The sequence below is a fragment of the Massilia sp. TSP1-1-2 genome, from assembly GCF_049896185.1.
GTDB lineage: Bacteria > Pseudomonadota > Gammaproteobacteria > Burkholderiales > Burkholderiaceae_D > Telluria_A.
This window is the reverse complement of the sequence record NZ_JAFCTU010000009.1, coordinates 181981-207377: the sequence shown is the minus strand read 5'-3', so window position 1 is coordinate 207377 and position 25397 is coordinate 181981. Positions and strand designations below refer to the sequence as shown.

Sequence of the window (25397 nt, the reverse complement as noted above, 5' to 3'; positions counted from 1 at the left end):
GCATGCCCCCATGATGCGTTATCTAAGATTTGTTTACAACAACTTTCTACACTGTGCGCTCAGGCTGAATAGTCACAGATTTGATACAGTCCCAGTGTCAGGAAGAAAAGCAATGCGAGCTTGCGCGTAGAAACGACATAGAAGGCGTTGTCGCCATCGCTGCCTGCATCGCTTCGCTTGCTCAGGTCAGCTTTCGGTGGTGCGTAGACGGAGTCGTGCATGAGACCTTGATTGCTATGTGGATGGTGTGATCATCAGCCGGCCAGCTTGGCCGCCAGCGCATTGCCCGCGCGGCTGGAACCCTTGCGCCCCAGGTGCTGCGCGATGAACTGCCCGGCGTCGACCACCATGTCCAGATCGATGCCGGTCGCAATCCCCAGCCCGTGCAGCATGTACAGCACGTCTTCGGTGGCCACATTGCCGGTCGCACCTTTAGCGTACGGACAGCCGCCCAGGCCCGATACCGACGAATGGAAAATCGACACGCCCACTTCCAGGCTGGCGTAAATGTTGGCCAGCGCCTGCCCGTAGGTATCGTGAAAGTGCCCGGAAATGCGATCGATGTGAAATTCACCGGCGGCGCGCAGCATGACGGCCTGCGTCTTGCGCGGCGTGCCTACGCCGATGGTGTCGGCAATGTCGATTTCGTCGCACCCCAGTTCGCGCATGCGGCCCACCACGTCGGCCACCGCGTCGAGCGGCACCTCGCCCTGGTACGGGCAGCCAAAGGCGCAGCTGATGCTGCCGCGCAGGCGCAAGCCCCGTTCCTTGGCGGCCTTGGCCACGCCTTCGAAACGGGCGATCGATTCGGCGATCGAGCAGTTGATGTTCTTTTGCGAAAATGCTTCCGAGGCCGAGCCAAAGATCACCACTTCATCGGCGCGCGCCGCGAGCGCAGCGTCGAACCCTTGCATGTTCGGCGTGAGCGCGGAGTACAGCGTCCCGGGACGGCGCGTAATGCCGGCCATTACTTCGGCGCTGGTGGCCATTTGCGGCACCCACTTGGGCGACACGAAGGAGGCGGCCTCGATGTTGGCAAAACCGGCCCGCGACAGGCGATCCACCAGGTCGATTTTCACGCTGGCCGGCACCGACTGCTTTTCGTTCTGCAAGCCGTCGCGGGGACCGACTTCAACGATTTTGACGTGGGTTGGTAACGATGGGAGTGTCATGATGGGAGCCTCTTGTCGATTTTTTTGGATCAATATCCAGCGTGACGATCCACCAGGTCCGCCACCGCTTCGCCACGTTCGAGCGCAACGATTTTTTCAGCAATCTGGGCCGCGCTCACGTCAGGTAGTGTCAGCGCCGCCACGTGCGGTGTCAAGCTGACACGCGGCTCGTCCCAGAACGGATGGGGCGCCGGCAGCGGTTCGCTGCGAAATACATCCAGCGTGGCGCCGGCAATATGGCCTTTGCGCACCAGCGCCAGCAAGTCCGTTTCGGCCACGTGGGCGCCGCGGCCCACGTTGATCAGGTAGGCGCCTTCGGGCAGCAGCGATAGACGCCGGCGCTCGAGCAGGTTGGCGGTGTCGGGCGTGAGCGGCAGCATGCACACCAGCACGCGGGTGCCGCGCAAAAAGTCGTCCAGGCCGTCCGCGCCGTGAAAGCATTGCACGCCGTCGATCTGTTTGGCGCTGCGGCTCCAGCCGCGCAGTGGAAAATCAAAGGCGGCCAGTGCCGCCAGTACGCGCCGTCCCAGCACGCCCGTGCCCATCACGCCGATTGAAAAATCCGCTTTTTCAAACTGGGGCAGCGGCTGCCAGATGCCGCGCCGCGCCTGCGCTTCGTACTCGTCAAAGCGGCGAAAGTAGCGCAGCACCGCGTAGGCCACGTATTCGGCCATCTGTACGGCCATGCCGGCGTCGCCCAGGCGGATGATGGGCACTTGCGGCAGCTGGTCGGCAAATTTCATGATGCCGTCAACGCCCGCGCCGGTGACGAAGATCGCCTTGACGTGGGCCAGGTGCTCGAGCATGGCCGCAGGCGGGGCCCAGGTCACCGCGTAGTCGCACGTGGCGATGGCCGCGCCTTCTTGCCAGACGATGACGTCCGCTTGCGGGAGCGCGGCGGCAAAGCCGCGCAGCCAGGGTTCGGTGACGCCGTCGGCGCGGTGGAGGAGGATGCGCATATTTTCCAGTCGGCTTGACCACATCGTCCTCGCGAAAGAAGCAGTTGCAAAAGTCGTAGATCGGAAAAGCGAAGGCGCATTCCGACATGCTCGCGCCCCGGCGACGCCGTCGGAATGCGCTGCGCTTTTCCGACCTACCCTTTTGCAACTGCTTCTTTCGCGAGGACGATGTAGGTTTGAGGTTGTTGTGTGCTTACGCTGCGGTCTTGAACGCCAGCAGCGGGGCCCCATCGGCCACCTGGTCGCCCACCTGGTACAAGATTTCCTCCACCAGCCCATCGCTCGGCGCGGCGATGGTGTGCTCCATCTTCATCGCTTCCATGATCACCAGGGGATCGCCCTTTTTCACCTGCTGCCCTTTGCTGGCCAGCACCGCCACCACCTTGCCCGGCATCGGCGCCGTCAGCCGCCCGCCCGCCGCTTCTACTTCGCCGGCATGCGCCATCGGGTCGTTGTAGGTCAGCTGGAAGTGTCGCCCACCGGTGAAAACATGGAACACCTCGCCATCGCGGCGCACCGTGCCGTGGATCGACGTGGCGCCCAGCTTGACCGACAAGTTCGCGCCTTCGCGCGCCGTCACCGACAGCGCCGCATCGATGCCGTTGACGATCAAGTCCCAGCCGTGCGCATGGTAAGTGAGCGCCACGGTATAGGCTTTCACGTCCCGGCTGGCGGTGTACTCGTCGGCGAACGAGAGCTGGCGCTGGTAGGCGCTGTTCAGGCGCCAGCCAAGGGCATTGCCCCACGGGTCGGCCGGGTTGGCCGACTGCGCCGCCGACGCATCCTTCTCCGCTTCGATCAGCGCGACGGCGGCCAGCGCCAGCGCACCGACGGGAGCGGACTTCGGCGCTGGAAACAGCGTGTCGCCGTTACGCTCGATCAGGCCGGTGTCCAGGTCCGCGCTGGAGAACGCGGCGCCTTCCACCAGCCGCTTGAGAAAGGCGATGTTACTGGCCAGCCCCACCAGCTGGAATTCGGCCAGCGCCTGCGACATGCGCGCGAGCGCCTGCTTGCGGTCCGCGCCCCATACGATCAGCTTGGCGATCATCGGATCGTAGAACGGCGAAATGGCGTCGCCTTCGCGCACGCCGGAGTCGATGCGCACTGCTGCGGGTGATCCGCCGGGCGTGCCGCCCAGTTCAAAATTGACCGCGTCCGGGGTATCCATGTGGCGCAGCGTGCCGATCGACGGCAGGAAGCCCTTTTCAGGGTTTTCCGCATAGATGCGCGCTTCGATCGCGTGGCCATGAATGGCCAGTTCGGACTGCATTTTTGGCAGCGGCTGGCCGGCCGCCACGCGCAGCTGCCACTCCACCAGGTCGGTACCGGTGATCATTTCGGTCACCGGGTGCTCGACCTGCAATCGCGTGTTCATCTCCATGAAGTAGAACGAACCGTCCTGGTTGGCGATGAATTCAACCGTGCCGGCGCCCACGTAACCAACCGCGCGCGCGGCCGCCACGGCAGCTTCTCCCATCGCGGCGCGCCGCTCCGGCGGCATGCCCGGCGCCGGCGCTTCTTCCAGCACCTTTTGGTGGCGGCGCTGCACCGAGCAGTCGCGCTCGTGCAGGTAGACGCAGTTGCCCAGCTGGTCGGCAAACACCTGGATCTCGATGTGGCGCGGACGCTGCAGGTATTTTTCGGCCAGTACCTTGTCGTCGCCGAAGGAACTGATCGCTTCGCGCTTGCACGAGGCCAGCGCCGCGACAAAGTCTTCGGAGCGCTCGACCACGCGCATGCCCTTGCCGCCCCCGCCCGCCGAGGCTTTCAGCAGCACCGGGTAGCCGATCCGGTCGCCCTGCTCGCGCAGGAAATCCGGATCCTGGTTCTCGCCGTGGTAGCCCGGCACCAGCGGCACATCGGCCTTTTCCATCAGCGACTTGGCGGCCGACTTGGAACCCATGGCCCGCATGCTTGCGCCGGGCGGCCCGATAAACACCAGGCCTGCTTCGACGCAGGCGTCGGCAAAGTCGGCGTTCTCGGATAAAAATCCATAACCCGGGTGCACCGCCTGGGCGCCGGTGGCCAGCGCCACGGCGATGATCCTGTCGCCGCACAGGTAACTCTCCTTGGCCGCGGCAGGACCGATGTTCACCGCTTCATCGCACACCGCCACGTGTTTTGAATTCGCATCCGCATCCGAATACACGGCCACGGTCTTGATGCCCATGCGGCGCGCGGTGGCGGCGACCCGGCATGCGATTTCGCCACGGTTGGCGATGAGGATTTTAGTGAACATTATGCGTTTCCGTTTTGTGTTTGGAGTGGTTCGATCAGCCGCCGCAAGATGCTTTTGGCGCCTTGTCGAGCGTGGATGCGCGCGTCACCAGGCCCAGCTTGGCCAGCAGGACGCGGTCGTCTTCGGCTTCCGGATTGTCGGTGGTGAGCAGCTTGTCGCCGTAGAAAATCGAATTGGCGCCCGCCAAAAAGCACATCGCCTGCACCGCTTCGCCCATCTGGCGCCGGCCGGCCGACAAGCGCACGCGCGCCTGCGGCATGGTGATGCGCGCCACGGCGATGGTGCGCACGAATTCGAACGGGTCGAGCGGGTCCAGGCCATGCAGCGGTGTGCCTTCGACCTGCACCAGGTGGTTGACCGGCACCGATTCCGGATAAGGATTGAGGTTGGCCAGCTGGGCGATCAGCCCGGCGCGCTGCAGGCGCGATTCGCCCATGCCGACGATGCCGCCGCAGCACACCTTCAGGCCGGCGCTGCGCACCCGGCCCAGCGTGTCCAGGCGGTCCTGGTATTCGCGGGTCGAGATCACGTTGCTGTAGAACTCAGGCGCGGTGTCGAGGTTGTGGTTGTAGTAGTCCAGGCCGGCGTTCTTCAGGCGGTCAGCCTGGCCTTCCTCGAGCATGCCCAGCGTGGCGCAGGTTTCCAGGCCCAGTGCCTTTACTTCGCGCACCATCTCTTCGACCTTTTCCATGTCGCGCTCTTTCGGGCTGCGCCAGGCCGCGCCCATGCAAAAGCGCGTGGCGCCGTTGGCCTTGGCCTGGCGCGCGGCGTCGAGCACGGTGTCGATGCCGAGGATCTTCTTCGCTTCGACACCGGTGTCGTAACGCGCCGCCTGCGGGCAGTAGCTGCAGTCTTCCTCGCAGCCGCCGGTCTTGATCGACAACAGCGTCGCCAGTTCCACGTCGCCCGCCGGGAAATGCGCGCGGTGCACGTTCTGCGCCTTGAACATCAGGTCGGCGAACGGCAGGTCGAACAGCGCCAGCACGTCGGCCAGCGGCCAGGTGGCGGCGTCGGGCAAGGTGATGGCGGGCGCAGGCGCGTGGAAAGAGACGGCGGTGGTTTGGGTCATATTGGTTCCTTCAGGGTTCAGTCGTTCAGTCTCGCTTGGAGGGAAAGCCGGGCAGTCCCGCGAGATCAATAAATTTGGCCGCTTCTGCAGCCGTCGCGTTGTTCAGGTAAGGCACGCGTCCCAGCATCGGGGCCGGGATGCGCGCGGCCAGCGCGGCGATGTTTTCGTCGGCAAAGCACATGTCGGGGTCGATCTCGTTGACCACCCAGCCGGCCAGCACCAGGTCGCGCCGCACGATCGCTTCAATCGTCAGCAGCGCGTGGCTCAGGCAGCCAAGGCGCAGGCCCACCACCAGGATCACCGGCAGGTTCAGTTGTTCGGCCATCTGGGCGCTGTCAAAGTCGTCCGAAAACGGCACCCGGAATCCGCCCACGCCTTCGACCACGACCGCGTCGGAGGCGGCCGCCACTTCGGCGTAGGCGGCAATGATGGGCACCGCTTCGATCGCCACGCCATCCATGGCTGCGGCGATGTGCGGTGCGCACGCCTCGCGCAGCATGTAGGGCGTGGTCAGGTTGCGCGGCAGGTTCACGTTGCCGGCGGCGACCAGCAGGTCGGCGTCTTCGTTGTGCAGTTCGCCGTCGACCATCGCCGCGCCGGCTGCCACCGGCTTCATGCCGCAGGCGCGCACGCCGCCGGCGACCAGCTTGTGCAGAATCGCGCACGAGACCAGCGTCTTGCCGATCTCGGTGTCGGTGCCGGTCACAAAGCAGCTAAAGCGCGACGGCAAGCCTTCGACGCCGAGCGCCGGTTCTGCTTGCACCACCGGTTCTTGCATGACTGCCGGTTCGGCGTCGACCATGGGGACTACGGGGACTACGGGTTCATTGAGGCTCATGGCTACTCCTCCAGTTCATTGAGCGCAGCGGCAAGCTGGGCGACTTCATCGTGGGTGTGCGCGGCGGACAGCGTCACACGCAACCGTTCCGTTCCGGGTGCTACCGTGGGCGGGCGGATGGCGGGAACCCAAAGGCCGCGTTCATACAAGGCCGCGCCCGCGCGCAGCGCTTCTTCATTGCTGCCAATGAGGATGGGCTGGATTGCCGTGTTGGACGGCACGCGCTGCCAGCGCTTGAGCACGACCTCGCGGTCATACTGGGCGATCAGCGCGGCCAGTTGCTTGCGGCGCGCCGCGCCCTCGTCGCCATCAATGATGTCGATACTGGCGAGCAGCGCATGCGCCAGCGCCGGCGGCGCCGCGGTCGTGTAGATGTAAGCGCGCGCGCGCTGGATCATCAGTTCGATCACGCTCGCGTGCGCGGCGACGAACGCCCCGCCCACGCCGGCAGCTTTGCCCAAAGTGCCCATGTAGACCAGGTTGGCCGAGCGCAGGCCAAAGTGCTCGAACGCGCCGCGGCCATGGTCGCCCAGAATGCCAAAGCCATGCGCGTCGTCCACGACCAGCCAGGCGCCGTGCCGTTCGCACAGCGCCAGCATGCCGGCCAGCGGCGCAATATCGCCGTCCATGCTGAACACGCTGTCGGTGACCACCACCTTGCTGGTGGCATTGCTGGCGTCCAGCAGGGCGCCCAGGGCATTGAGCTCGCAATGGGCGAACACTTTGACCTGTGCGCGCGCCAGGCGGGCGCCGTCGATGATCGACGCGTGGTTCCAGGCATCGGAAAATATCTCGGCATCGGGGTTCTCGCCCAGGGTGGTCAAGACCGCAAGGTTGGCCATGTATCCCGTGCAAAACGAGAGCGCGCGTGCTGATTCAAGATGGGGCGCCATAAATTGCGCGAGCCGCTCTTCCAGCTGCTCGTGCGCCTGGCCATGCCCGCTGATCAGGTGCGAGGCGCCGCTGCCGGCGCCGTACAGTTGCGCCCCTTCGCGCAGCGCCGCGACCACGCGCGGATGCGACGCCAGGCCCAGATAGTCATTGCTGCCAAACGAGAGCAGTGCCTGTTCGTCCATGCCCACCCTCACGCGCGCCGCGCAAGGCGTTTGCACCACCCGGCGCCGGCGCGTCAAGCCTTGCGCCTCCAACTGGGCCAGCGTGCGCTCGATTTCTTCTATCATTTTCATTGCGGACCAATCACCGATTCAAATACCAGTCGCGTGCGTTCGGCCAGGGCGCTGGTTTCCTCATCGTTCAAAATATACGGCGGCATCAGGTAGACGGTGCGCCCGATCGGGCGCAGCAGCAGTTCGTGTTCCAGCGCGCTGGTAAAAAAGCGGCGCGAGAATGTGGCCGCGCGCGCGGCGTCCGCCTCCACCGCATCAAAGGCCCAGATCATGCCGCGCTGGCGGAAGTGGCGCACCCGCTCGTGATTGGCCAAGGGCGCCAGCGCCGCGCTCAAGCTGGCGGCGCGCCGCTTGTTATTGTTTAGCACATCGTCGTCCTCGAAAATCTGCAGCGTCGCCAGGGCGGCGCGGCAGGCCAGCGGATTGCCGGTGTAGGAGTGCGAATGCAAAAAGCCGCGCGTGACGTCGGCGCTGTAAAACGCCTCATACACTTCATCGCGCGTGAGCACCAGCGAGAGCGGCAGGTAGCCGCCGCTGATGCCCTTGGACAGGCACAAAAAGTCGGGCCAGATGGCGGCCTGCTCGCAGGCAAAAAACGTACCGGTGCGCCCGCAGCCGACCGCGATCTCGTCGAGGATCATGTGCACCGAATGGCGGTCGCACAGTTCGCGCACCAGCGACAGGTACAGCGGGTCGTGCATGGCCATGCCGGTGGCGCACTGCACCAGCGGCTCGATGATGATCGCGGCGATCTGGTCGGCCCGTTCCAGGAACAGGTTTTCGACATCCTGCGCGGCGCGGCGCGCCACATCCTGCGCGCTTTCGCCAGGCAGCGCGCCGCGCGCGTCCGGGGAGGCGACCACGCGCGCCGAACGCAGCAGCGGGCCGTAGGCATCCTTGAACAGCGCCACGTCGGTCACGGCCAGCGCCCCAATGGTCTCGCCGTGATAGCTGCCCTTCAGGCACACGAATTCCTGCTTGCCTGAGCGGCCCGCATTGCGCCACGCATGGAAACTCATTTTCAGCGCGATTTCCACCGCCGACGCGCCGTCGGAGGCATAAAACGCGTGGCCCAACACGCGCCCGGTCATGTCCGAGAGCTGCTCGGACAAGCGCACCACGGGTTCATGCGTGAAGCCGGCCAGCATGGCGTGCTCGAGCCGGTCGAGCTGGTCCTTCAGCGCCGCGTTGATGACCGGGTTGGCGTGCCCAAACAGGTTGACCCACCATGAACTGATGGCGTCCAGGTAGCGCTTGCCCTCATGGTCGTACAGCCAGGCGCCGCGGCCATGGCTGACGGCGATCAAGGGCACGGTTTCGTGGTGCTGCATCTGCGTGCAGGGGTGCCATACGCTGCGCAGGCTGCGGTTGACCAAGTCTTGTGGCATCAGTTCAGCCACGACGGCTTGCGTTTTTCGAGGAACGAGGCAACGCCTTCGCGTCCTTCGTCGGACGAGCGGATGTTGGCGATGCGTTCTGCGGTGTCGACCACGAGCGCGCTGTCGACCGCCTTGCCGCTCACTTCACGCACCAGCACCTTGGCCTCGCGCACTGCGTTCGGGCTGCTGGTGACGAGCGCCTTGACGATGCTCGCGACGTGCTCGTCGAGCGCCTCGGCGGCCACGATGTCGTGCACGAAACCGATCCGGTGCGCTTCCTGGGCGGTAAATTTTTCAGCCGTCAGGAAGTAGCGCCGCGCCGCGTTCTCGCCCATGGCCTTGATCACGTAGGGCGAGATGGTGGCCGGGATCAGGCCGAGCTTGACTTCCGATAGGCAGAAAAAGGCGCCGTTGGAGGCGACCGCAATATCGCATGCCGCGACCAGGCCCATGCCGCCGGCGTAGCAGTCGCCCTGCACCTTGGCGACCACCGGCTTGGGACACAGGTAGATGGTGCGCAGCATGTCGGCCAGCTTTTCCGCGTCTTCGGCGTTTTCGGCGTGCGAATAGAGCGCCATTTTTTTCATCCAGTTCAAGTCCGCGCCGGCGCAAAATGCGGGGCCGTTTGCGGCCAGCACGATGGCGCGCACGCCGTCGTGGCGTCCCAGTTCGCTAAAGGCCAGCGACAGTTCGGCGATGGTGAATTCGTTGAACGCATTGCGCACGTCGGGACGATTCAGCGTGACGGTGGCGACCATGTCCTTGACGGCGACGGTGAGAGTTTCGTATTCCATGTTCGGCTTTCCTTACATGCGGAAGACACCGAACTTGGTGTCTTCGATTGTCGCGTTCAGCGCGGCGGACAAGCCCAGGCCCAGCACCATGCGGGTGTCGGCCGGGTCGATCACGCCATCGTCCCACAGGCGCGCGGTGGCGTAGTAGGGGTGGCCCTGGTGTTCGTACTGCTCCTTGATCGGCTGCTTGAAGGCGGCTTCCTCCTCGGCCGTCCATTGTCCGCCTTTGCCCTCGATGCCGTCGCGCTTGACAGTGGCCAACACCGAGGCGGCCTGGTCGCCGCCCATGACGGAAATGCGCGCGTTGGGCCACATCCACAGAAAGCGCGGCGAGAACGCGCGCCCGCACATGCCGTAGTTGCCCGCCCCAAAGCTGCCGCCGATGATGACGGTGAACTTGGGGACGGCGGCGGTAGCGACGGCGGTGACCATCTTGGCGCCGTTACGCGCGATGCCTTCGTTTTCGTACTTGCGACCGACCATGAAGCCGGTGATGTTCTGTAAAAAAACCAGGGGGATCTTGCGCTGGCAGCACAGTTCGATGAAGTGGGTGCCCTTGAGCGCCGACTCGGAGAACAAGATGCCGTTGTTGGCGATGATGCCGACCTTGACGCCGTAGATATGGGCAAAGCCGCAGATCAGCGTGGTGCCGTAGCGGGCTTTGAATTCATCAAACTCGCTGCCGTCGACGATGCGGGCGATGACTTCGCGCACGTCGAACGGCTTGCGGGTGTCCACCGGGATCACGCCATACAGTTCTTCCGGCGCGTATGTCGGTTCGCTGGCGGTGCGCAAGGCCATTTGCTGCACCTTGGTGCGGTTCAGGTTCGAGACGATGGTGCGCGCCAGCGACAGCGCGTGCAGATCGTTTTGCGCCAAATGGTCGACCACGCCGGACAGGCGCGTGTGCACGTCGCCCCCGCCCAGGTCTTCGGCCGTGACCACTTCGCCGGTGGCCGCTTTTACCAGCGGCGGGCCGCCCAGGAAGATGGTGCCCTGGTCCTTGACGATGATCGATTCGTCGCTCATCGCCGGCACGTAGGCGCCGCCGGCGGTGCACGAACCCATCACCACGGCAATTTGCGGAATGCCCTTGGCCGACAGATTGGCCTGGTTAAAAAAGATGCGCCCGAAATGGTCGCGGTCGGGGAACACGTCATCCTGGTTGGGCAGGTTGGCGCCGCCCGAGTCGACCAGGTAAATGCACGGCAGGTTGTTCTGGTCGGCGATCTCTTGCGCGCGCAGGTGCTTCTTGACCGTCATCGGGTAGTAGGTGCCGCCCTTGACGGTGGCGTCGTTACAGACGATCACGCATTCCTGGCCGGACACGCGCCCGATGCCGGTGATGATGCCGGCCGCTGGCGCCGCGCCTTCATACATGCCGTAGGCGGCCAGCTGGGAAAACTCGAGGAAGGGCGTGCCCGGATCGAGCAGCATCTGGACGCGGTCGCGCGGCAGCAGCTTGCCGCGCGCGACATGCTTGGCGCTGGCGGCGGCGCCACCGCCCGCAGCCATGGCCGAGACCTTGGCGCGCAGGTCGTCGACGATGCTTTGCATGGCTGCCGCGTTGGCCTTGAAGTCGTCGCTGCGCGGATTGAGTTTGCTGTCGATGTGGGGCATTGCGATCCTTATTTGTCCGGGAAACTGCCGTCCAGGTAAAACCAGCGTGCTGCGCCGCCGGCCTCTTCGCGCACGAAGCGGCTCACTTCATGCAGGCGGTGAGCCCGGCCATTGATCTTGTAGCGCGCCACGAATTCTACGGTATCGGCGTTTGGTGATGCGGGTGAGTCTACTTTACGTTTACGTAAACGTAAAGTGGATTCTATCGCCAGCCCCAGCCATTGGACGCGTTCGTTTTCATCGATGATGGGCCCGGCCGGCAAGGTGTCGGGGTGCCAGGTGGCGCGCAGGTAGGGCTCGTCGCGCAGGGTGTAGGCCGTGTAGCGCGAGCGCATCAGTGCCTCGGCGCTGAGCGCGATTGCGTCGCCGGCAAGGTAGGGACCGCAGCAGGCGGCCAGTGAGGGGCCGCCGCAAGGACAGGTAGATGGTGCAGGCATGGCGCTTGGCAATATGAAAACCGTACAATTATCCGCCATATTCGACAGGAAGGGCGGATCGCGTCTGCCGCAGCTCGCCCATGCCCGGCTGGAACGGCTCACGCCAGCGTCAGCCCATCCATGGGAATAGGCGGCGCCTTCCCGCGCATGAGGTCGGCAAGAATATGGGCCGAACCGCAGGCGAATGTGAAGCCCAGGCCGCCGTGGCCCACGTTCAGCCACAGGTTCTTGTACGGGGTGGCGCCGATCAGGGGCGCGCCGCCGGGCGTCGCCGGGCGCAGTCCCGCCCAGGCGGTCAGAGTGCCGTAATCGGCCGCATGCGGCATCATCGTGCGCACCTGGGCGATCAGGCCGGCGACGCGGCGCGGGTCGATATGCGCGCTGTCGCCAACGATATCGGCCATCGCCGCCACGCGCAGCCGGTCGCCGATGCGCGCATACAGCACTTTGCGCTCGAAATCGGTGACGCTGACCTGCGGTGCCAGGTCGCCGGCGCGAATCGGCGCCGTCAGGCTGTAACCCTTGATGGGATACAAGGGCAAGTAGATACCCGCCGTCGCTGCCAGATCGCGGCTGCGAATGCCTGCCGCTAATACAAAGGCGTCCGCCGACAGCAAGCCGGTGTCTGTATCGATGCCCGCAATGTTTCCGTTCGCTAGCACGAACCCGCGCGCCCGGGCATGGACCATACCGCCAAAGCGCGGATGCGCCTGCAAGCGCGCAAGCAAGGCGTGGCAAAACGCCTGGCAGTCCGCCACCGCTTCGCCGCTGTTGTAAATGCCGCCCGCCAGCATACCGGGCGCGGCCGCCAGGGCAGGACCAAGCGCGGGCTCGAGCGCCACGCATTGCGATGGCGTCAGTACTTGGCCGGCGTCCGCCTGGGCGGTGCTCGTCTGGCCGACGCCGGCCGCGCCTGCGACCGCCGCAGCAAACTGGCGGGGCGAGCGGTACACCACCAGCTTGCCCGCCTCGCGCCATGCAAATTGCGCCTTCGGCAGTACCATCTCCAATTGGACCAGCGACTGGCGGCTCAGTTCACCCAAGGCCAGCAAACGGGCAGTGGTCCGGCGGCTAATGTCGGCGCGGCAATGAGCGAGGAACTGCGTCAGCCAGCGCCACTGGCGCCGGTCAGCTTCGGGCCGAAAGCGCAGCGGGCCGTCTTGCTGGAACAGCCACTGCATGGCCTTGAGCGGCACGCCTTGGCCGGCAAACGGCGCCACATAGCGGTAGCTCAGTTGCCCGCCATTGCTGTGGCTTGCGCCCGCCGCCACCACCGGTTCTTGCTCAAGCAGCGTGACGCCAAACCCGGCCTCGAGCAGCCACCAGGCCGAAGTCAAGCCGATCACGCCGCCGCCAATGACAATTACTTGCTGCATAAGAATCTGCAATCCTTCCGTTGCCTTGATGGCCGAGTATGCACGCTAACTGTGGAAATGCCGCGCTACTTTGTTACACATCCCGGGGAAGCTCTGCCGTTTTGGGATTACACTTGAATCATCGCCACCAAGCCTACTGCGCATGTTAAAGACCGAAACCCCCGATTCGCGTCATGCCGATCTCGACCTGTACCCGACCGATGAACTGGTCGCCGTATTGATTGACGACCAGGCCAATGCCGTCAATGCGGCGCGCGCGGCAGCGCCGGCGATTGCGCGCGCGGTGGCCGCCGCCGTACCGCGCATCGCAGCGGGCGGGCGCCTGATCTACGTGGGCGCCGGCACCTCCGGCCGCCTGGGCGTGCTCGACAGTGTCGAGCTTTACCCCACTTTTTCCTGGCCGCATGAGCGCGCGCTGGCGCTGATCGCCGGCGGCCTCGACGCCATGTTCGTCGCCGTCGAAGGCGCTGAAGACGACAGCGCCCAGGGCGCGGCCGACCTGCGCGACGCCAATCCCGGCGTCAACGACGTGGTGCTCTTGCTGGCCGCTTCCGGCGCCACGCCGTACGTACTGGGTGCCTTGCGCGTGGCGCGCGAATTGGGCGCGCTGACGATCGGCTTTGCCAACAACCCAAACGCCCCCGTCGCCACCGAAGCGCAGATCGGCATCACGCTCGACACCGGTTCCGAAGTCATTTCCGGCAGCACGCGCCTGAAGGCCGGTACCTCGCAGAAAATCGCCCTGAATACTTTTTCGAGCGCTTTAATGGTGCGTTTGAACAAGGTTTATGGCAACCTGATGGTAGACTTGAAGCCGACCAACGCCAAGCTGGTGCTGCGCGCGGTTGCCCTGACGATGTACGCCACGGGCGCCGATGAACGCGCCGCCCGCGAGGTGCTGGAAGAATGCGATTTCCATGTCAAGGTGGCCATTGTGGCCCTGAGCAAAAAAACCAGTATCGACCAGGCCCGGGTGCTGCTTGAGGCGGCGCGAGGCAGCGTGCGCCAGGCGCTTGCTGCCTAGCAGCTAACAGCTAACAGCTAACAGCTAACAGCTAGCAGCTTGGGACCGGCCGATCACGAAAGAACCATGCAAAAAGCGTCCGTGAACAATCCCTGGAGCTGGATTCCTTCGCTCTATTTTGGCCAAGCAATTCCCTACGTCGTCGTGATGGCACTGTCGGTCATCATTTACAAGGACTTCGGGGTCAGCAACGACGACATCGCCTTCTACACCAGCTGGCTGTATTTGCCTTGGGTCATCAAGCCGCTGTGGTCTCCCTTCGTCGACATGTTCCGCACCAAGCGCTGGTGGACGGTGAGCATGCAGTTCATCATTGGCGCGGCGCTGGCTTCGGTGGCGCTGACCACGCCTTTGCCGGGTTTTTTCCAAATCAGCCTGGCCATTTTGTGGCTGATGGCATTTAGCTCGGCAACCCATGACATCGCGGCCGACGGCTTTTACATGCTGGCCCTGCCGCAAGACCAGCAAGCCTCATTCGTGGGGGTGCGCAGCACCTTTTACCGGCTGGCAAATATTGCCGGCCAGGGTGGACTGGTGTATCTGGCCGGGAAAATCACCGAGCGCACGGGCGACAAAGCCTTTGCCTGGACCATCTCGCTGTCCATCCTCGCACTCATCTTTTTGTCGCTGTGGGTGTATCACAGTTTTATCCTGCCGCGCCCGGAGAGCGACCGCAAGGTGATCCAGGGTGACCATTACATCAAGGAATATTTTGCCACCTTCGGCGCCTTTTTCGCACGCAAGGACATTTTGCTGGTGCTCGGTTTCATCTTGACATTCCGGCTAGGGGAATCGCAGCTGATCAAGATGGTGGTGCCGTTTTTGAGGGATCCCCTGGCCAAGGGCGGCCTGGGATTGTCGACCGCGCAGGTAGGCTTGGTGTATGGCACCGTCGGCGTGCTGTTCCTGACGCTGGGAGGCTTGCTGGGAGGCTACTTCATATCCCGAGTGGGGCTCAAGCGCGCGCTCTGGCCGATGGTGTTCGCGGTCCACGTGCCGGACCTGATGTTTGTCGCCCTGTCTGCCTACATGCCGCAAGATATCGTTGTCATCTCGGCCGGCATCGCGCTCGAGCAATTCGGCTACGGCTTCGGCTTCGCTGCGCTGCTGCTGTACATGATCATGGTGGCCGACGGCGTGCACAAGACGGCCCATTATGCGATCTGCACCGGCCTGATGGCGATGGGGATGATGATTCCGGGTATGTACAGCGGCCGCGTCCAGGAGTACCTGGGCTATCACCAGTTCTTCATCTACATTTGCGCGATGACGCTGCCGGCGTTCCTGATGGCCGCGCTGGTCAAGATCGATCCGGAGTTCGGGAAAAAGGCGCCGGCCTCGTCGGCCTAGTTTTACATGTCGTCGATGGCGGCGCATGCGCCGGACCGAACTCCAGCGAAAGCCAGTTTGCTTTATGCTTCGCCATCTTGCCCACGATGCAGCCAATGCGCGCGCCGGCGACAACCATATTGAGGACCGGTTTTGCAGCCTAATTTGAAGAAACGCGCTTTCGCGCTGGCAGGCATGGCGGGCGCGCTGACGCTCGGCGGCCTGGTTACCAGCTGCACCACGACCACCCCGGCCGTCAAGCCGACGCCGCCCGCACCGGCCAAGCCGCTCAAGAGTCCGGGCGCGCCCACCCCCGTGCCGCCATCGGCCGACCTGAACGCTCCGTCGGCGCCGCGCGAGTTTCGCGCCGCCTGGGTGTCCACCGTGGCCAATATCGACTGGCCCAGCAAGTCGAATTTGTCGGCCTTGCAGCAGCAGGCCGAAGCCATCGCCATTCTCGACCGTGCCAAGGCATTGAACCTGAACGCCATCGTGCTGCAGGTGCGCCCCGGCGCCGACGCCATCTATGCGTCCGACATCGAGCCGTGGAGCGAATACCTGAGCGGCGCGCAAGGCAAGGCGCCGCAGCCCTGGTACGACCCGCTCAAGTTCTGGGTCGCCCAGGCACACGCGCGCGGGCTGGAACTGCACGCCTGGTTCAATCCCTACCGGGCGCGCCACGCCACGGCCAAGTCGCCGGTGGCGCCCAACCACATTTCCAGAACCAGCCCGCAGGCGGTTAAGTCGTACGGACGCTTTTTATGGATGGATCCGGCCGAAGAAGCGGCGTCGAAGCAGACGCTGGCCGTGATTCTCGACGTCGTCAAGCGCTACGACATCGACGGCGTGCACATCGACGATTATTTTTACCCCTACCCGATCGAGCAGGGCTCCGAAGGCGCGCTGGAAGGCGGCGGCGGCAAGGGCGAACTCGATTTTCCGGACCAGCCGGCGTGGCAGCGCTACATCGGCGGCGGCGGCACGCTGGCACGCGCCGATTGGCGGCGCCAGAACGTCAACCAGCTGATCGAAGCGCTGTACAAGGGCATCCACGCCGAAAAAAGCTGGGTGCGCTTTGGCATCAGCCCGTTCGGCATCGGCAAGCCGGAGCGCCGTCCGAGCGGGATCGTCGGCTTTAGCCAGTACGACCGGCTGTATGCGGACGCCGAGCTGTGGCTTGAAAACGGCTGGCTCGATTATTTTTCGCCGCAGCTGTACTGGCCCGTCAGCCAGACGGCGCAGGCCTACGGCACGCTACTCGACTACTGGCTGGCGCAAAACCGGCACGCCCGCCATGTCTGGCCGGGCCTGTTCACCAGCCGCATTGGCGCCTCGAGCAAAGCCTTTACGGCCGACGAAATCGTCAGGCAGATCGGCGTTACGCGCAGCCGTCCGAACGCGACCGGCCACGTTCACTTCAGCATGGCCGCGCTGATGGACAACCGCCAGGGCATCGGCGACCAGCTCAAGGCCGGCCAGTACGCCGGCCAGGCGCTGGTGCCGGCCACGCCATGGCTGCGCACCGAGCCGGCCACAGTACCGGGGGTGCTCGTCAGGCGCGCCGGCGCCGCGGTCAGCCTCAGGCTGGCCGCGGGCAAGGGGACGGCGCACTACGCGATCTGGTCGCGCCAGGGCGGCACGTGGCGTTTTGCCGCGGCCCCCGCATCCCAGACCGAGTGGAATGCGCCGGCCGACGCCGACGCCTTTGTCGTCAGCGCGGTCGACCGGCTTGGCAACGAGAGCGCGCGCGTTTCGTTGGCCGCTGTGGCCGGGGCGCCGGCCGCCAAAGCCAAATAGCAGGGCAAGCTTCATGGATAACACCATTTCACCGTATGGTCTGGGCATTGACGCCGGCGGCACGCGCACTTGCTGGGCGTTGGCGAGCGTTGACGGCGCCATCGTGGCCGAAGGCGAAGCGGCCGGCTGGTCGGCACTGCAGATGGGCAGCGCGGAGGGGCGCGCCAGCGTGCAAGCCACGCTGGCGCTGCTGGCGCGGCAGGTGAACGTGCACGCGCTCCCGCGCGCCGTGCGCGCGGGCGTGACCGGTTTTGGCGGCGACGGCGGCGCGTTGCAGCGCATGCTGGCCGGCCTGTTTGGCCTGGCGCCGGCGGCCGTCACGGTCTGCAGCGACATCGAAAGCGCCTACCTGGCCAGCTTTGCTCCCGGCCAGGGCTACCTGGTGTACGCAGGCACCGGGTCGATTGGCGCCTTTATCGACCACGCGGGCCAGTTCCATCGGGCCGGCGGGCGCGGCGTGTGCCTGGACGACGGCGGCGGCGGCTACTGGATCGCGCGCGAAGCGCTGCGCCACATCTGGCGCGGCGAAGACGAGCAGCCCGGCCGCTGGCGCGCCTCGCCCATGGCGCAGGCAGTATTCGCGCACATCGGCGGCGACGACTGGGCGCTGTCGCGCCAGTTCATCTACGGCCAGGAACGCGGCGCCGTCGGCAAGCTGGCGCTGGCCGTTGCCGCCAGCGCCGCCTGCGACCCGGTGGCGGCGGCCATTTTGACGCAGGCGGGGCGCGAACTGGCGCGCCTGGCAAGCGCCCTGTGCGCCCGCTTGGGACCGCGACCGGTGGCTTTGGCCGGTCGCGCCGCCGGCCTGCACGCATCGATTTTCGCTTCCATGCGCACGGCTTTGCCCGATGCGATAAGCTTGATGCAATCCGGCGCCCAGGCGCACCATGCAGCGGCCCGCATGGCCGTCGCCGCAGCTCCCTGAACCGCATACCGCATACCGACCCATGCCACCGATGAAAAAACTGCTCGTCCCCCTGCTGATCGCCCTGCTCGCCGGCTGCGCCAGCGCACCGCCGCCGCCGCTACCGGCAGCGGTTTCCCGTCCGCGGCCAGTTCCCCGCAAGGCGCCGCCCAAGGCGCCGGCACCCGTCATACTGGAAATAGACCGCAGCTACTCGTCCAGGGGGCAGAGCAGCCGTGTCAAGTTCATCATCGTGCACTACACGGTGAGCGACGCGCCACGCTCGCTCAAGACCCTGACCCGCGACGAGGTGAGCAGCCATTACCTGGTCACCGACGAGCGCGAGCCGGTGGTGTATGGCTTGGTGGACGAAGCGCGCCAGGCCAACCATGCGGGCGTGTCGTCCTGGAAGAACTACACGCTGCTCAATGGCAGCTCGATCGGCATCGAGATCGTCAACCCGGGCTTTACCGAAGGGCCGAACGGGCGGGTGTACTACCCGTTCCCGCAGGCCCAGATCGACAAGCTGATCTTGCTGATACGGGACATCGCCGCGCGCCATCAGATCCCGCCCGAGAACATCCTGGGCCACAGCGACATAGCACCGCAACGCAAGCAGGATCCCGGTCCCATGTTCCCCTGGGCACAGCTGGCCAGGGCCGGCCTGGTGCAGTGGCCCGATGCGGCCAGGGTGGCGGCGGGCCGCGCGCTGTACGCGCAGCAGCTGCCGGATATCCGCTGGTTCCAGCAAAAGCTGGCCGCGCACGGCTATGCGGTGCTGCGCACCGGCGCGATCGACGAGCAGACGCGCGTGGTGCTCAGCGCGTTCCAGATGAAGTACCGGCCCGCCGATTTCGGCGGGTTTCCCGACGCCGAGACGGCAGCGCTGCTCGAGGCGATGAATCCTACGCCGCTGTCTGCGGTTCCGGCAGCGCCGCCGCCGGTGCTGCTGTTGCCGGCGCCAGTGGTGCGACCGCCGGTCGTTCCAACACCGATTGTTCCGGCCCCGGTTGTTCCAGCGCCAGTCGTTCCGGCACCCGTTGTTCCGGCCCCGGTCGTTCCTGCGCCAGTCGTTCCCGCGCCAGTCGTGCCGGCCCCGGTTGTTCCGGCCCCAGTCGTTCCGGCCATCCCTGCGCCGGTGGTTCCGGCCCCGGCCCCTGCCAATCCGGCGCCGCCAATGCCCGCCGAGCCGGTGCCGGTGCCTGTCGAACCGGCCATGCTGGCGCCCACCCGACCCTGACATGCCGCTCATCTCCGCGCTCGCCAACAGTCCGCAGTTTCGGCACTTGTCGAGCGTGGCCGGCATCGCGATTGACTTGCGCTACGCAACACCGTACAACTTCGTCGGGCGCGACCTGTATGGCCCGTTCGACTGCGCCTGGCTGCATTGCGAGGCAGCCGCCGGCCTCGAAGCAGCCGTGACCTGGCTGGCTGCCAACCATCCCGGCTACACTGCCCTGATCCTGGACGCGGTGCGCCCACAGCGCGTGCAACAACAGCTGTGGGATGCGCTCGCCGGCACCGGCCTGCAGCTGTACCTGGCCGACCCCGCGCGCGGCTCGATCCACTCGTTCGGCATGGCGCTCGACATCACGCTGCTTGACGCGGCGGGGGACGAAGTGGACATGGGCACCGGCTTTGACGACCTGACAGAACGCTCGCAGCCTGGCCTGGAAGCGTTGCTGCTGGCGCGCGGCGAACTCACGCCGGCGCAGGTCGCGAACCGCCAGGTGCTGCGCGATGCGATGGCGCATGCGGGATTCGCCGGGATTGCCAGCGAGTGGTGGCATTACGATTTTGGCGACCGCGACCTGGTGCGTCGGACGTTTCAGCGGGTGACCTGAAGACGATGTGGCTTACGGGCTTGGCGCGACGACTAACATCCAGCCGTTGCGCTTTGCAGGCTTTCAAACAAAAACGGAAACGCTTCCAATTTTTTGTTGACAGCGCTTTCCCGAGGCACGTATATTGACATTGCTGGCAATCGTCACTGCCCGCCACTTCACTCACGCATCCTTCCATACCCATTTTTTCGCATGCCATGACGGCAGGCATGGCCGCGCCTTGGCTTGCCGCCTTGTTCCATCCAGACGAAGGAGGACCTCACGCGCCGTCGAACACCGTCAGTCAGGAGCACAACCCAAAAAACAGTTAAAAATGGAGACACATCGCATGTTCACCAATCATACAGACCACTACCGGAGGCTTTTCTTCGCCTTGCTTGCCATGCTGCTGCTCGGGCTCGGACTCGGGCTCGGGCGGCCCGCCAAGGCTGCGGACTACACCGCCGGCGTCGACAACATCAACGGCGCCGCCACGCTCTGGCTGCAGGGCGCCTCGGTGACCCAGGCCATCGCCCACTACAACGTCGCCGGCGGCGCGCAGCAAAACGTCGGCATGGGCTACAACACCACCCGCGCGCGCTATGAGCTGGGCGTGAGCGCCAGCGTGGGCCAGAGCGTCAACTACCAGTTCACCTACTTCAAGGCGGGCCTGGCCTACGATTCACCGTGGGCCTCGTCGCCCGTCCCCGGCGCGGCCAGCAAGGTCGCCACGCCGGTTTTCTCGCTGCCGTCCGGCTCCTATAGCGGCCCACAACAGGTCAGCGTCAGCAGCACCACCAGCGGGGCCACGCTGCAGTGCGCTGTCAACGGCGCAGCGCCGACGGCGTGCGCCAACCCGATCACGGTCGTGGCCACGGCCACCATCACCGCCATTGCCAGCAAAGCCGGGATGGCCAATTCCGACAGCGCCAGCGCCACCTACGCCATCGGCAGCAGCGACAGCGGCTTTTCGCAGGGCGTGGTTGACAGCGGCACTACGCTCACCGTCTGGTTTGCGCGCTCGCCAAAGCCGGACTGGGTCGATATTCACACCAGCTTGAATGGCGGCGCCCAGCAGAACGTCAGCATGGCCTACAGCGGCGCGCGCCACGAAGTAACGCTGCCGGTCGCCTCGGGCGCGGCGGTTTCGCTGGCCTACAGCTTTACCTACATGACATCGACCGGAGCGCGCGACGCCACCGGCTTTAGCTGGACGCGCGGCGCTGCGGGCGGCACCGTCGCCACGCCTGCCATTACGCCGGGCGGCGGCACGTTCAGCGCGGCCCAAAGCGTCACCCTTAGCACCAGCACAGCCGGCGCGGTGATCCGCTACACGCGCGACGGCAGCACGCCGAGCGCCGCGTCCACGCTGTATGGCGGCGCCTTCAGCGTGGCCGCGCCGGGCGCCACGGTCAGGGCGATTGCGCTCAAAAGCGGCATGAACAATTCGGCAATCGCAGCCGCCGTTTTCACCATCACTGCCGGCGGCGGCGACACCTTTACGCAGGGCGTGGCCGAAGATGGCGCCACTGCGCGCGTCTGGTTCGCGCCCGCCTGGAGGCCGACCACGCTCATCGCGCACAGTTACGTCACCGGGCGCGACGGCGTGCAGAGCGCCCAGCGCGACGAAAACATGAGCTACGACGCGGCCCAAAAGCGCTGGCAGGCAAGCGCCCTGAGTCCGCTGTCCACCGGCGCAAAAATATCGTATATGTTCACCTATTCCGCGCCGGCCGGCGGCAACAAGGATAGCGCCTGGTACAGCTATAACATTTGCGGCGACGATGCGCCTGATTCGCCGACTTGCCCGAGCCCGGTGGCCAAGCCCGTATTGTCACCGGCGGGCGGCGTGTATGCCACGCAGCAGAGCGTGAACCTGGCGCTGCCGGCCGGCTCGGTGGCAGACACGAAAATCTACTACACCCGCGACGGCAGCGCGCCAACGCTCGCCTCGTCCCTATTCGTGGCAGGTTCACCCATCCTCGTTGCCAGCGCCATGACGATCAACGCCATCGCCGTGCGGCCCGACTTGCAGCAGTCGCGCCGCGCCAGCGCCACCTACGACATCGCGCCGGCCTGCAGCCAGACCCCGGCCGGCTGCACGGTGGCCGCGCCAACGCTGTCGCATGCGTCGGGCAGTTACGCGACCCAGATCGGCGTCAACATGCTCACCGCAACGCCGGGCGCGACGATCCACTTCACCCGGGATGGCACCACGCCGACGCGCACCTCGCCGCAGTTCAACGGCGCCGTGTGGCTGGCCAAGTCGCCCGAGTTCGGCGACACCTTCACGCTCAAGGCGCTCGCGACCAGGGACGGCAAGGATTCGGCCGTGGTGTCGCGCACCTACACCATTACCAACAACGCGCAATCGGCATGGAACGGCATGACCACTTTTACCGTTGTCAACGGCACCGGCGGCAAGTACACGGACGACAAAGTCTTTTGGGTCATCATCGGCAAGGACTGGGTGACAGGCCAATACGTGCGCGCGGACCAGGGCGGCAAACTGGTGCCGGTCAGCGAAGCGGACAACACGATTGCCATTCCCGGGCGCGAGAAGGGCTACGCCAATTACGGCGTCAGCCTGGCGCAGGCGAAATCGGTCACGATCCCGGCGATCGAGTCGGCGCGCATTTATATGAGCGTTGGCAAACCGGTGCTGGTGCAGATCAACCGCGACATCAACGGCAAGACCGGCTACGCGGGTCCGGACCTGGAAAACAGCAGCGACCCGAATCTGAACACCACCTTTGATTTCGGCGAATTCAACATCAACCGCGCGCGCCCGGCCAGCGACTATCCCGGCATTTTTGTCAACACCAGCCGGGTCGACATTTTCGGCTTTCCGCTCAAGCTGCGCGTGACCGGTCTTGACGGCTATGACGCCACCGTCGGCGAGACCTTGCTCGAGACGCGCGAGCAGATCTTCGCCCGCTTCATCCTTGAGACGCCGGCCGAATTTGCGGGCCTGGCAAAAGCGCCCTATGCGCCATACCGCATCATGGCGCCGGCGCACGGCACCTTCAACGATGGCCTGAACGTCACCACCGGCGCCCAGGACAAGCCGCGCGGCGACAACGCAGCCTACCTGGACGCGTACATCAGCGACATCTGGAACAAGTATCGCAACGAAAACCTGGTGCTCAAGGTAGGCGCCTGGCCAACCTTTACCGGCCGCGTGGGTCTGGACGATGTGTTCACCTTCAGCGACGGGGTGGACACGTACAAAATCTACGGCAAGCCGAGCACCACCGAAGTCATGCTGGGTAACGGCGTGCTTGACGACGCCACCGGCACCACGCCCAACACGCCCAAGCACGACAAGCAGCTGCAACTGCAGGCGCAGTTGTGCGCGGCGCTCAACCGGCATGTGGCCGAACAGCCGTCCGATCGCTGGTACAACGCCGATTATTTTTACCCGGCGGGCAGGCCAGCGAACTTTTTCACGAAGTTCTGGCATGGGCACAGCTTCAATGGACTGGCATATGGCTTTTCGTATGACGACGTGGGCGGACATAGCCCGTCGATCTTCACGCCGTCGCCGGTGTCGGTGACCTATACCATCGGCCAGTAGTTAGCCGGCGACGTTCGCGTAGCCGCCGGGCGCGAGCTGTATCAGACACAGTCCGTGCCCGAACGGGTCGCCCAGCGTGGCGATCCGTCCCCAGGCATGTTGGCGCACCTCGCCTTCGAGCCTGGCGCCTGCGTCCAGCGCGCGCTGCAGTGCCGCGTCCAGATCCTCCACGCAAAAATCCAGGTGTACCGGTGTCCAGTGGCGCGCATAGGTGCGCGTGGCCGCGCCTTGTGCCGTCGCGCTCGCTGCCGCCTTGGGCAGCAGGTGGATGGGCGATGACGCGCCGGCCAGTTCAGCTATCGCGCCGTTGAACAGGCGCCTGGAAAGACGCAGCCCGAGTCCCTTGGTATAGAAAGCGACCGCTTTGTCGACGTCGTCGACATCGATGTTGACATACAGCTGCATGGCGAACTCCCGCGCACTTGGAGTCGCCACTATGGCACTGCCCCAGCCAACATGGCGCGCAATCTCCCCCGGGTGAGGGTTTTACTGGGTGGAACGGGAGACCCAGTCGATCAGGGCGTCGAGGGCGGCGCGGCCGCTGCCGGCGCGCTCGCTGTTGATCATCGCCACCACAATGCACGGCTGGCCGTTGGCGTCCGGCACGTAGCCGGCAATCGCCATCACGTTGCTCAGGCCGCCCGTCTTGATGCGCGCGCGCTCGTAGGCGGGGCTGTCTTTCAGACGCCGCCGCATGGTGCCGTCGATACCGGCAATGGGCAGGCTGGACTGGAATTCCGGCGCCCATTTGCTGCGCAGCCCGGCTTGCAGCACGCCAGCCATTTGCAAGGCGCTGATTTTTTCGGTGCGCGACAGCCCGGAGCCGTTCTCCAGCACCAGGCCGCCATCGTTGATGCCCTGCTTGCGCATCCAGTTGCGGATTGCCAGGTCGGTGCGGCTGACAGTGGGTTGCGCCGGACTCGCCGGTGCCGGATGGCTGCCGGCCACAAGATCGGCTTCCAGGCTCCCCAGGCTCAAGAACACGGTGCGCGCCAAGGTATTGTCGGACGGCTTGTTGATGTCGCGGACTACTTCGGGCAGGCTGCGCGAGACGTGCTCGGCCAGCAAGCGCGCGTCGGCCGGCATGGCCGCGTCCAGCCCCGGGCCGGTGACTTCGCCGCCCAGCTGCTTCCACACCTGGCGTACCAGGCGGTCGACATAATCCTGCCGGTCCAGCACGTTAATGCTGTTGCCGCGCGCGCAGTTTTTTGGAAAGGTGCCCACAAGCCGGATGCGGATCTTGCCGTCCGCCTCGCGCACCACCTGCGGCTGCTTCCAGCCGTCTTCCCATTTGGCGCAGTCGGCGTCGATCAGCGTGAAGCCCGATTCGATGGTCACCCGGTCCAGCTGTGGCTGCATCGCAACTTGCACCGCGGCGGCGCTCGAGCGCATGTCGATCAGCAGCATGTTCTTGTTGACCAGCAGCGCGTCCGGAATCACGTTGTAATAGGCGTCGGGCGACGCGTCAAACGGCGGCACGCCAAGGTCGCTGCGCGCCGGGTTGAACAGCTGGCGGTCCTGCACCAGGCGGCCATCGATCTTGCGCACGCCCTGGTTGCGCAGCGCTTGCAGCATGCCGGTCAGCGCTTCGCCGGTCAGGTCGGCGTCGGCCCCGCCTCGCAAAATCAGGTCGCCCATCAGGGTGTCTTGCACCACGGGGGCCGCGCTACGCAGCTCGGTGCGGCCGCGAAATGCCGGGCCGAGCTGCTCCAGCCCCACCAGCGTGGTGAGCAGCTTGATGGTGGAGGCCGGCTGCATGGCGCGCTCGGCAAAGTGCGACACCAGCGCCGTATCGCCGCGCAGCACCAGCACGGCAATGGCGTCTTCCGGGATCTTGCTCGCCGCCAGTTGCTGGACAACGGGTGGCGGCAACTGCGCCCGGACGGCAGCGGCGCAGGCAAGCAGGACGGCAAGGACCAGGGGTCGCAGCATG

19 protein-coding genes and 1 pseudogene are annotated in these 25397 nt (G+C 65.3%); 7 read left to right on the top strand and 13 right to left on the bottom strand.

The genetic code is table 11. From position 1 onward, the window contains the following. Positions 1 to 254: 254 nt before the first annotated feature. From ACP7BV_RS10515 to ACP7BV_RS10465, 11 genes are all read right to left on the bottom strand, one after another. The gene (locus ACP7BV_RS10515) at positions 255 to 1172 is read right to left on the bottom strand and encodes a hydroxymethylglutaryl-CoA lyase (protein ID WP_426103759.1); all 918 of its coding nucleotides are present in this window, start codon (positions 1170 to 1172) and stop codon (positions 255 to 257) included. A gap of 29 nt (positions 1173 to 1201) precedes the next feature. After that, positions 1202 to 2131, bottom strand: coding sequence for a 2-hydroxyacid dehydrogenase (locus ACP7BV_RS10510; protein ID WP_426103758.1), 930 nt, complete (start codon positions 2129 to 2131; stop codon positions 1202 to 1204). Between the two features lie 193 nt (positions 2132 to 2324). Next, complete coding sequence (locus ACP7BV_RS10505) at positions 2325 to 4370, bottom strand: acetyl/propionyl/methylcrotonyl-CoA carboxylase subunit alpha (RefSeq protein ID WP_426103757.1); 2046 nt, start codon at positions 4368 to 4370, stop codon at positions 2325 to 2327. A gap of 34 nt (positions 4371 to 4404) precedes the next feature. Beyond that, positions 4405 to 5439 carry a biotin synthase BioB gene (bioB, locus tag ACP7BV_RS10500; protein ID WP_426103756.1) on the bottom strand — a complete coding sequence of 345 codons (1035 nt, stop codon included), beginning with the start codon at positions 5437 to 5439 and terminating at the stop codon, positions 4405 to 4407. 25 nt (positions 5440 to 5464) lie between these two features. Beyond that, positions 5465 to 6277: a dethiobiotin synthase gene (gene bioD, locus ACP7BV_RS10495; RefSeq protein WP_426103755.1), complete on the bottom strand. Its 813-nt coding sequence runs from the start codon at positions 6275 to 6277 to the stop codon at positions 5465 to 5467. Positions 6278 to 6279: 2 nt separating this feature from the next. After that, positions 6280 to 7464, bottom strand: coding sequence for an 8-amino-7-oxononanoate synthase (gene bioF / locus ACP7BV_RS10490; protein WP_426103754.1), 1185 nt, complete (start codon positions 7462 to 7464; stop codon positions 6280 to 6282). Next, positions 7461 to 8792 (bottom strand): adenosylmethionine--8-amino-7-oxononanoate transaminase, encoded by a 1332-nt coding sequence (gene bioA / locus ACP7BV_RS10485; protein ID WP_426103753.1) that lies wholly within the window; start codon positions 8790 to 8792, stop codon positions 7461 to 7463. The genes bioF and bioA overlap by 4 nt, the downstream gene beginning before the upstream one ends. Then, positions 8792 to 9577 carry an enoyl-CoA hydratase/isomerase family protein gene (locus ACP7BV_RS10480; RefSeq protein ID WP_426103752.1) on the bottom strand — a complete coding sequence of 262 codons (786 nt, stop codon included), beginning with the start codon at positions 9575 to 9577 and terminating at the stop codon, positions 8792 to 8794. Before ACP7BV_RS10480 ends, bioA begins: the two co-directional genes overlap by 1 nt. Before the next feature lie 12 nt (positions 9578 to 9589). Next, positions 9590 to 11197, bottom strand: a complete 1608-nt coding sequence (locus ACP7BV_RS10475) for a carboxyl transferase domain-containing protein (RefSeq protein ID WP_426103751.1) — start codon at positions 11195 to 11197, stop codon at positions 9590 to 9592. Positions 11198 to 11205: 8 nt separating this feature from the next. Then, the gene (locus ACP7BV_RS10470) at positions 11206 to 11634 is read right to left on the bottom strand and encodes a YchJ family protein (protein WP_426103750.1); all 429 of its coding nucleotides are present in this window, start codon (positions 11632 to 11634) and stop codon (positions 11206 to 11208) included. Between the two features lie 98 nt (positions 11635 to 11732). Continuing rightward, a complete protein-coding gene (locus ACP7BV_RS10465) occupies positions 11733 to 13010 on the bottom strand; it encodes a D-amino acid dehydrogenase (RefSeq protein ID WP_426103749.1) in 1278 nt (425 codons plus the stop codon). A 142-nt stretch (positions 13011 to 13152) separates the two neighbouring features. Between ACP7BV_RS10465 and ACP7BV_RS10460 the strand changes: the two genes are divergently transcribed. From ACP7BV_RS10460 to ACP7BV_RS10430, 7 genes and pseudogenes are all read left to right on the top strand, one after another. Continuing rightward, entirely contained in the window at positions 13153 to 14034 is an 882-nt protein-coding gene (locus ACP7BV_RS10460; RefSeq protein WP_426103748.1) for an N-acetylmuramic acid 6-phosphate etherase, read from the top strand. Positions 14035 to 14100: 66 nt separating this feature from the next. After that, a complete protein-coding gene (locus ACP7BV_RS10455; RefSeq protein ID WP_426103747.1) occupies positions 14101 to 15384 on the top strand; it encodes an MFS transporter in 1284 nt (427 codons plus the stop codon). Positions 15385 to 15558: 174 nt separating this feature from the next. Then, positions 15559 to 17160 carry a glycoside hydrolase family 10 protein gene (locus ACP7BV_RS10450; RefSeq protein ID WP_426103766.1) on the top strand — a complete coding sequence of 534 codons (1602 nt, stop codon included), beginning with the start codon at positions 15559 to 15561 and terminating at the stop codon, positions 17158 to 17160. A 13-nt stretch (positions 17161 to 17173) separates the two neighbouring features. Next, positions 17174 to 18085 (top strand): N-acetylglucosamine kinase, encoded by a 912-nt coding sequence (locus ACP7BV_RS10445; RefSeq protein ID WP_426103746.1) that lies wholly within the window; start codon positions 17174 to 17176, stop codon positions 18083 to 18085. Positions 18086 to 18116: 31 nt separating this feature from the next. After that, a pseudogene (locus tag ACP7BV_RS10440) lies at positions 18117 to 18968 on the top strand (N-acetylmuramoyl-L-alanine amidase); the annotation flags it as partial. 337 nt (positions 18969 to 19305) lie between these two features. After that, the gene (locus ACP7BV_RS10435) at positions 19306 to 19908 is read left to right on the top strand and encodes a M15 family metallopeptidase (RefSeq protein ID WP_426103745.1); all 603 of its coding nucleotides are present in this window, start codon (positions 19306 to 19308) and stop codon (positions 19906 to 19908) included. 328 nt (positions 19909 to 20236) lie between these two features. Further along, positions 20237 to 23464: a beta-1,3-glucanase family protein gene (locus ACP7BV_RS10430; RefSeq protein WP_426103744.1), complete on the top strand. Its 3228-nt coding sequence runs from the start codon at positions 20237 to 20239 to the stop codon at positions 23462 to 23464. Here ACP7BV_RS10430 and ACP7BV_RS10425 read toward each other — a convergent pair whose 3' ends face one another. Next, positions 23465 to 23869, bottom strand: a complete 405-nt coding sequence (locus ACP7BV_RS10425) for a VOC family protein (protein ID WP_426103743.1) — start codon at positions 23867 to 23869, stop codon at positions 23465 to 23467. An 81-nt stretch (positions 23870 to 23950) separates the two neighbouring features. Then, positions 23951 to 25396, bottom strand: coding sequence for a D-alanyl-D-alanine carboxypeptidase/D-alanyl-D-alanine endopeptidase (dacB, locus tag ACP7BV_RS10420; protein ID WP_426103742.1), 1446 nt, complete (start codon positions 25394 to 25396; stop codon positions 23951 to 23953). Position 25397 lies beyond the last annotated feature (1 nt).